Origin of the sequence: Microbacterium ureisolvens (assembly GCF_015278315.1) — a bacterium.
GTDB classification, from domain to species: Bacteria; Actinomycetota; Actinomycetes; order Actinomycetales; family Microbacteriaceae; genus Microbacterium; species Microbacterium ureisolvens.
Genome location: NZ_JADIJE010000029.1, coordinates 1 through 1454 on the forward strand (window position 1 = coordinate 1; position 1454 = coordinate 1454).

The 1454-nt window shown below is 78.1% G+C and carries 1 protein-coding gene and 1 pseudogene; both read right to left on the reverse strand.

Translation table 11 applies throughout. From position 1 onward, the window contains the following. Positions 1 to 432, reverse strand: a pseudogene (locus IM767_RS20500) (hypothetical protein); the annotation flags it as partial. Further along, on the reverse strand, positions 429 to 1454 hold a 1026-nt coding region (locus IM767_RS20505), incomplete at its 5' end, for an FHA domain-containing protein (protein WP_206759223.1). The gene IM767_RS20505 and the pseudogene IM767_RS20500, both read right to left, overlap by 4 nt.

Consider the following 1454-nt stretch of genomic DNA (forward strand, 5'->3'; position numbering starts at 1 on the left):
GGGCGCGGAGCGCTGCGCGCCGCGCGCGAGGATCGTGGCGTCGTCGTGCGGATCGTCCACCGGCTGCGGGCTGCCCGCGCGCCGCGGGCCGGGAGGTCCGGATTCGGCGGCCTGCGTGGGGAGCTCGGCCTCCGCAGCGCGGCCCGACCGCGCGGAGAGGACTGTGGCGTCGAGGTCCGGGGGCAGCGCGGTCGCCGGCTGCTCCGCACGAGCGGCCGGCGCCGTGGCCTCCAGTGCGGGGCCGCGGCGCCGGAGGCGACGCACCTGGGTGGTCTCGGTGTCCCAGGGTTCGTCGGCAACCGGGTCGGGGTCGGACGCCGCCCCGGCAGCGGGCGAGGACTCCGCGGAGCCGGCGCCGCTACCAGGGTCGGCATCCCGCGCCGGCATCGCGCGGCGCGAGAGGACCGTCTGCTCGTCGTCGGGATCGATCACCCGTCGCTCCGCTGCAGGCGGACCTCGGCGTCGCCCAGCAGGAACCGGTCGCCGGCCTCGACCTCTTCGCCGGGGGGCGCCTCGACCTCCGTGCCCATGACGGTCGCGAACAGCACGCCGTTGGTCGAGTCGAGGTCGGTCACGTACCAGCGGTCGTCGCGAAGCTCGAGGCGCGCGTGCGTCTTGGACACCGTGCCGTCGGGGATCGACACGAGCTGCGCACCCGGGAAGTCGGGGTCGCCGGCGGGCCGGCGACCGAGGATGACGACCTCGGCCGACAGCGCGACGGGGTCTCCGGTCGGCGGCAGGAGCGTCCAGTCGGTGCGCTTGCGGCGCGCGATGATCGTCTCCTCGAGCACGTCCTGCTCGTCGGGGATCTCAGGCTTGGCGTGGAAGGCCGACACCGACGAACGCGCGGAGCGCGGCGCTCCGGCGTCGGGAGCGCCGGCGACGGCCGACACCGGCCCTGAGGCTTCGGGGAACGAGTCCGACTCGCTCATCGGAGAGCGCGCGGGCGCCCACGGCTCCCCGTCGCCGTCGGCGGCTGCGGCGGCCGGCACGCGCGTGACGGGCGGACGCGTGATGCCCTGGCCCGTCGTGGCCGCATCGGACGCGGCGTACGCGTCGGCGCGCGGTGCAGAGGTGATGGGAGCGGCCGGCGGCGCCGAGGCGACCGGAGCCGCGGGGACGGCCGAGATGGGCGCGGGTGCGCCGGACACGGCGCCGGTGACCTCGCCGCTCAGATCGGTGGAGTCCAGGGCGAAGCCCTGCCACGGATCGGCGACGGCCTCCGCGTCGCGCCCGTCCTCGGAGCGCGCGGCGGCCACGGGGCGGCCGGGGAGGGGCGGCGGCGTCCAGCCGCCCGCCGGCGGTGCGACGGCGGCCAAGCCGTCGGCCGATGACCCCGGCACGGACGCGACGGGGGCGGAGTGGTCGGACACCGCGGGCCCGGCGGGGGCGAAGGTGCCCGTCCCATCCGGAGGCGAGGCGACGGGAGCCGACGACACGGGCGCCGCCCCCGG